General features: G+C 65.0%; 6 protein-coding genes and 1 pseudogene. 1 reads left to right on the top strand and 6 read right to left on the bottom strand.

The genetic code is table 11. The features are described from left to right. Window positions 1–491: 491 nt before the first annotated feature. The 5 genes and pseudogenes from rfbA to cysD all read right to left on the bottom strand — a co-directional run bounded on the left by rfbA (window position 492) and on the right by cysD (window position 5,001). Window positions 492–1,361 carry a glucose-1-phosphate thymidylyltransferase RfbA gene (gene rfbA, locus H2037_RS13995; protein WP_292123202.1) on the bottom strand — a complete coding sequence of 290 codons (870 nt, stop codon included), beginning with the start codon at window positions 1,359–1,361 and terminating at the stop codon, window positions 492–494. Beyond that, window positions 1,358–1,606, bottom strand: a complete 249-nt coding sequence (locus tag H2037_RS13990; RefSeq protein WP_292123208.1) for a sugar nucleotide-binding protein — start codon at window positions 1,604–1,606, stop codon at window positions 1,358–1,360. The genes rfbA and H2037_RS13990 overlap by 4 nt, the downstream gene beginning before the upstream one ends. Before the next feature lie 34 nt (window positions 1,607–1,640). Next, window positions 1,641–1,907 (bottom strand): annotated as a pseudogene (gene rfbC, locus H2037_RS13985) (dTDP-4-dehydrorhamnose 3,5-epimerase); the annotation flags it as partial. A 218-nt stretch (window positions 1,908–2,125) separates the two neighbouring features. Beyond that, on the bottom strand, window positions 2,126–4,039 hold the full coding sequence (gene cysN / locus H2037_RS13980) for a sulfate adenylyltransferase subunit CysN (protein ID WP_292123199.1): 1,914 nt from the start codon (window positions 4,037–4,039) through the stop codon (window positions 2,126–2,128). Beyond that, entirely contained in the window at window positions 4,039–5,001 is a 963-nt protein-coding gene (cysD, locus tag H2037_RS13975) for a sulfate adenylyltransferase subunit CysD (RefSeq protein ID WP_292123205.1), read from the bottom strand. The genes cysN and cysD overlap by 1 nt, the downstream gene beginning before the upstream one ends. A gap of 191 nt (window positions 5,002–5,192) precedes the next feature. Between cysD and H2037_RS13970 the strand changes: the two genes are divergently transcribed. Beyond that, window positions 5,193–5,744, top strand: a complete 552-nt coding sequence (locus H2037_RS13970; RefSeq protein WP_292123196.1) for a lipocalin family protein — start codon at window positions 5,193–5,195, stop codon at window positions 5,742–5,744. Window positions 5,745–5,783: 39 nt separating this feature from the next. Here H2037_RS13970 and H2037_RS13965 read toward each other — a convergent pair whose 3' ends face one another. Then, window positions 5,784–6,341, bottom strand: coding sequence for a hypothetical protein (locus H2037_RS13965; RefSeq protein WP_292123193.1), 558 nt, complete (start codon window positions 6,339–6,341; stop codon window positions 5,784–5,786). Window positions 6,342–6,545: the final 204 nt, after the last annotated feature.

Genomic DNA, 6,545 nt, shown 5'->3' with positions numbered 1-6,545 from the left:
CGCGGCCCGGCCTGTTGCTCACACCGCGCTGAGAAGCGTAACAAACGCCGGGACTCGGGTCGCCGCTGGATGAAAACTCAGGGGCAGGTCATCGCCCACCTTTGCTCTGAGGCGCACGCCGGACGATAGCCTAACGGTGACCGCCGTCGGCGGTTCTCGCAGGGGGGTTGGAGAAACCTATTGGGTGGGGCAGTGGCTCCTGAACAGACCTAACAACTTCGTCTTCCGCTTCACCTTGGATCCCCATCACGGCGCATTAACCGTCTGGAAAAATGGCTCAATGATTGTCGACGAGGTCGAAATTCCAATAGGCCCCAGGAATGAGGGTAAAGGGTCATACATCAAAATCGGAGCCTACCACTCATCCGGGTTGGGACCTGACCCTGATTCTAGGGTAGTTAATCAGTACGCGAACTATGTCCCGCCGCAACGTATCAACCTGTCGCACTTCATCAATAACCCGCCAAGGTGGCCGAGTTGCTAGTGCTCCCTCAGCAGCGACCCAGGACACTCGTCAAGTAATCACCATAATCATTTCGACCGATTCTGGCCGCTAATTCTTCAAGTTTCACTGCATCCAGAAATCCCTTCCTGAAGGCCACCTCTTCTACGCAGGCAATCTTGAATCCTTGCCGCTTTTCCAAAACCCGCACGAACTCGGCCGCATCCAGCATTGCGTCCGGCGTGCCCGTATCCAGCCAAGCGTAACCCCGTCCCATGATCTCGACCGACAGCTTGCCGCGTTCCAGATAGATGCGGTTGACGTCGGTGATCTCCAACTCGCCGCGGGCGGAGGGCCTCAGGTTGCGAGCGATCTCCACCACGTCCTTGTCGTAGAAGTAGAGGCCGGTGACGGCCCAGTTGGACTGGGGGACCTTCGGCTTCTCCTCGATCGACAGGGCGCGCATGTCCTTGTCGAAGGCGACCACGCCGTAGCGTTCCGGATCATTGACGTGATAGGCGAACACCGTCGCCCCATCCGGCCGGCTCATGGCGCTTGTAAACAGGTCGGTGATGCCGTGGCCGTAGTAGATGTTATCGCCCAGGATGAGGGCCGACGGATTGTCGCCGACGAAGTCCGCGCCGATGATATAGGCTTGGGCCAGGCCTTCCGGGCTGGGCTGGACCGCGTACTGGATCTCCATGCCCCACTGCGAGCCGTCGCCCAGCAGGGCTTGGAAACTGGGCGTATCGCGCGGGGTCGAGATGATCAGCACCTCGCGTATGCCGGCCAGCATCAGGGTCGATAGCGGATAATAGATCATCGGCTTGTCGTAGATCGGCATCAGCTGTTTTGAGGTGACCAGGGTCATCGGATGCAGGCGGGTGCCCGAACCTCCGGCCAGGATGATGCCCTTCATGGGAGGAGCCTTTCACCGTTCAGTTCGGCGACGATCTCGGCGACGGCAGCCTGCCAGGGGCGAGGCGTGACGCGATAGTCGCGGGTCCGTTTGGCGGTCGACAGGCGCGAGTTCGACGGGCGCTTGGCCGGGGTCAGATATTCGGACGAAGGTATTCCCTCGACTGCGGCCGACGGGCCGCCGGCGGCGGCGCTGAGGGCGAAAGACCTCGCGTGCCAGCCCGGCCTTGTAGGCGACCTCGACATCCGGCTCGAGAGTGACGAACCCATGGGCGAAGCCGACCGGCACGAACAACTGCTCGCCGCCTTTGGCCGTCAGCCTGGCGGCGACGTGCTGTCCATAGGTCGGGGAGCCGCGCCGGATGTCCACGACATAATCCATGATCGAGCCGCGCATGCATCGCACCAGCTTGGCCTGGGCGTGCGGCGGCCGCTGATAATGCAGACCTCGAATTGTACCTTCGAACGCCGAGAACGACTGATTGTCCTGAACAAACCGCACGTCGATGCCGGCCGCGAGCGCCGAGGCCTCGGAATAGGTCTCCATGAACCAGCCGCGTGCGTCGCCGAAGCGGCGCGATTTCAGCAGCAGGATAGAAGAGGAGGTCGACATCAGGTGGCTCACGGCGTCCCGCCTCAACGCAAGCTGACAATGGCCTTCTTCCGCAGACATCAAACGGCGTCAGGCTTGTCGTTGCAGCAAAGCCCTATGTGACCGAGAAGCTTCGGCGAGACAACAAGCGCTTTGCACGGCCGTCAGCGCCTTCAGATGCTGAAATCCTCGGTCGAGAAACGGCCGTCCAGCCAGGCGACGATGCGTTCAGCGGCGTCCTCGGGCGACATGGTGGTGGTGTCGACGGTGATCTCGGGGGCTTCGGGGGCTTCGTAGGGGCTGTCGATGCCGGTGAAATTCTTCAGTTCTCCGGCGCGGGCCTTCTTGTAGAGGCCCTTGACGTCGCGCTGCTCGGCGACGGCCAGGGGGGTGTCGACGTGGACCTCGACGAACTCGCCCTCCCCCATCAGGTCGCGCGCCATGCGGCGTTCGGCGCGGAAGGGGGAGATGAAGCTGACCAGGACGATCAGGCCGGCGTCCACCATCAGTTTCGACACCTCGGCGACGCGGCGGATGTTCTCGACCCGATCCTCCTCGGTGAAGCCCAGGTCGCGGTTCAGGCCATGGCGGACATTGTCGCCGTCCAGCAGATAGGTGTGGCGGCCATCGGCGTGCAGACGCTTTTCCACCAGGTCGGCGATGGTCGACTTGCCGGCGCCGGACAGGCCGGTCAGCCAGACGACGCGTCCCGTCTGGTTCTTGATCGTGGCGCGCGCCGCCTTGTCCACCGACAGGGCCTGCCAGTGGATGTTGTGCGCGCGGCGCAGAGCAAAGTTCAGCAGGCCCGCCCCGACCGTGCGGTTCGAGATGCGGTCGATCAGGATGAAGCCGCCCAGATCCTTGTTCTCGCCATAGGGGGCGAAGGCGACGGGGGTGTCCAGCGACAGGTTGCAGACCCCGATCTCGTTCAGCTCCAGCCGCTTGGCCGGCTGATGCTCCAGGGTGTTGACGTTCACCTTGTGCTTGGGCTCGGTGATGGTGGCGCCCACCAGTTTGGCGCCGATCTTGAGCAGATAGGGCCGGCCCGGCAGCAGGGGCTCGTCGTCCATCCAGACCACCGTGGCCTCGAACTGGTCTGCGGCCTCGGGCGGGGCGTCGGCGCTGGCCAGAACATCGCCGCGCGAGACGTCGATCTCGTCGGCCAGGGTCAGGGTGATGGACTGGCCGGCGACGGCCAAACCCAAGTCGCCGTCGGCGGTGACGATGCGGGCGACGGTCGAGGTCTTGCCCGACGGCAGGACACGGACGGGGTCGCCCGGACGGACGGTCCCGGCGGCGATCTGGCCCGAGAAGCCGCGGAAGTCGAGGTTGGGCCGGTTGACCCATTGCACCGGCAGGCGGAACGGATCGGCCTGAAGATCGTCCCCGACCTCCAGCGTCTCCAGCAGGTTCATCAACGGCGGACCGGCGTACCAGGGCGAATGGGGGCTGGCCTCGGTGATATTGTCGCCGCGCAGGGCCGACATCGGAATGGCGTCGAAGCGCTTCAGCCCGATCTGATCGGCAAAACCGCGGAAGTCGGCGACGATGGCGTCGAACACAGACTGCGACCAGCCCATCAGGTCCATCTTGTTGACCGCCAGGATGACGTGGCGGATGCCCAGCAAGCTGACCAGATAGGCGTGGCGGCGGGTCTGGGTCAGGACGCCGCGACGGGCGTCGATCAGGATGACGGCGGCGTCGGCGGTCGAGGCGCCGGTGACCATGTTACGGGTGTACTGCTCGTGCCCCGGGGTGTCGGCGACGATGAATTTGCGCTTTTCGGTCGAGAAGAAGCGATAGGCCACGTCGATGGTGATGCCCTGCTCGCGCTCGGCGGCCAGGCCGTCGACCAGCAGGGCGAAGTCGATGTCGCCGCCCTGGGTGCCGACGCGGCGGCTGTCCGCCTCCAGCGCCGCCATCTGATCCTCAAAGATCATCTTGGAGTCGTAGAGCAGACGGCCGATCAGGGTGGACTTGCCGTCGTCCACACTGCCGCAGGTGATGAAACGCAGCAGGCTTTTGTGCTGGTGGGCGTCCAGATAGGCGTCGATGTCGCGGGCGATCAGATCCGATTGGTGGGCCATCAGAAATAGCCCTCCTGCTTCTTCTTCTCCATCGAGGCGGACTGGTCGTGGTCGATCATCCGGCCCTGACGCTCCGAGGTGGTGGTCAGCAGCATTTCCTGAATGACCTCGGGCAGGGTCGCGGCCGTGCTCTCGACCGCCCCGGTCAGGGGGTAGCAGCCCAGGGTGCGGAAGCGGACCGACTTCATCTGCGGCGTCTCGCCGGGGCGCAGCCGGAACCGGTCGTCATCGACCATGATCAGGGCGCCGTCGCGCTCGACCACCGGCCGTTCGGCGGCGAGATACAGAGGCACGATCGGGATCTGCTCCAGATGGATGTATTGCCAGACGTCCAGCTCAGTCCAGTTGGAGATGGGGAAGACGCGGATGCTCTCACCCGGCCGTTTGCGGGTGTTGTAGAGCCGCCAGAGCTCCGGCCGCTGGTTCTTGGGGTCCCAGCGATGTTCGGCGGTGCGGAAGGAGAATATCCGTTCCTTGGCCCGCGACTTCTCCTCGTCGCGACGGGCGCCGCCGAAGGCCGCGTCAAAACCGTGCAGGGTCAGGGCCTGTTTCAGCCCCTCGGTCTTCCACAGGTCGGTGTGCAGGGCCGAGCCGTGGTCAAACGGATTGATCCCGCGCGCGACAGCCTCGGGGTTTTGGTGGACCAGCAATTCGACGCCCAGGTCGGCTGCGGCCTGTTCGCGCATCGCGTACATGGCGCGGAACTTCCACGTGGTGTCGACGTGAAGCAGGGGGAAAGGCGGTCTGGACGGGTAGAAGGCCTTTCGCGCCAGGTGCAGCATCACGGCCGAATCCTTGCCGATCGAATAGAGCATGACCGGACGCTCGGCCTCGGCCGCCACCTCGCGCATGATGTGGATGCTCTCGGCCTCCAGGCGCTGAAGATGGGTCAGACGCGCGGGGTCGGGCTGAACGGCGTTCGGCTGGGCGGGGCGGGATTGGGTCGGATCTTCGGTCAGGATAGCGGCGTCCACCGGGTCAGGTCTCCATCGAACGCTGACGTCAAACGCCAGTGTGCTACGGCTTTCAAGCGATTGATACTGGCGCCCGCTGAGAGATTTGAGGGCGGACGCCCGCCCTCGTCGCGCGTCCATGACGGAACCGGGGCCGGTCGTCGCGGCTTGATGGCGAGAACGGAAGGTCCCGATCCCCGATGAAATCATTTCTCGCCGCCGCCGTCGCCGTCGCCCTGTCCACCTCATTGGCGGCCTGCGTCACCGCCCCCTCGCCCGCCGACTATCGCGCGCCCCAGCCGGCCAAGGCCATAGACGCCGATCGTCTATGGTCCGGGCGGTGGCGCGAGATCGCGCGCCTGCCCGACCGATTGACCGACGGCTGCGTGGCCGGAGCCTCGATCTACACGCTCCGCGAAGGCGACCGGGTCGATGTGCGCGACACCTGCCAGGTCGGCTCGCCCGAAGGCCGAGAAAAGGCCATCGAGGGTCGGGGCCGCATCCTGGACCCGGGCATGAACGCCAAGCTGCGGGTCAGCTATCTGTACGGGCTGGTGACCTGGGACTACTGGGTGCTGGACCGGGCCGACGACTACAGCTGGTTCATCTCGACCGATCCGACGTTCAAGCGGCTGTTCATCTATACGCGCGACATCCCGAGCGCCGCCCAGGTTCAGGCTCTGACCGACAGGGCGCGCGCCCTAGGCTATGACGTCAGTCGGTTGGAATATCCTGCACAACCCGCTCGATAGACGAAAGGCCCCGACGATTCGCCGGGGCCTTCTGGTGGGTCAGTTCAGAGGCTGAACCGGAATGGCGGGAGCCTGAACCGGAGCCGTCTGTATCGCCGGCGCGGCCGCACTGGCGGTCACCGTAGTGGGCGAGGCGCTGTAAGGGCGCGGTCCTGCAGGTTCAACTGGGGTTTCGGCGCGCGTGGCCGGCTGATCGGTCGTGACCGGCGCGGCGCGGCGCGTGGCGGCCTGCTCAGTGCGGACCGCCGGCGCTGACGGCGCTGCCCGGGCCGGGCTCGTCTGCACGGGAGCGGCGGGCGTCGCCTGGACCAGCGGGGCCGGGGTCGGCGTGACCGCGTCAAGAGCCGACGGTGCGACCTGCCTCGTCTCCAACGGGGCGGCGGGCGACGGCGCGGTCCCTTCGCCACCCATCATCAGGGCCGCCGCCGTGCCGACCACCGCGAGGGCGCCGATGGGCGCGACGATCATCCAGGTTCTGACCGGCTTCTTCTTGCGGCGGGTCTGCGCATAGCGGGGCACGAAGACTCCATCAGCCGACCGGCCGACGGTGTCGGTCGAGGCGATGGCGGGATCGGCGTCTGCATAGGTCATCGACATGATGTGTCCTCCATAACATTGGTCGGGAAAACACGCCGTCGTCCGCGCCCGTTCCAGCTGGACTCGAATGACCTTCAAGAAATACCGAGATGGCCCCAGATCAGGCGACATCCGAACCTTTTTCGGGGTGAAATCCACGAATTGAGGCCGAAAAAGCGCAGGCAGCCTATGGATTTCCCCGACGTCACCCGAAGAAATGAGATG

It is taken from the genome of Brevundimonas sp. (assembly GCF_013912065.1).
Classification (GTDB): domain Bacteria; phylum Pseudomonadota; class Alphaproteobacteria; order Caulobacterales; family Caulobacteraceae; genus Brevundimonas.
Note: the sequence above shows the minus strand (reverse complement) of the source record. Positions and strands in the feature narration are given on the sequence as shown.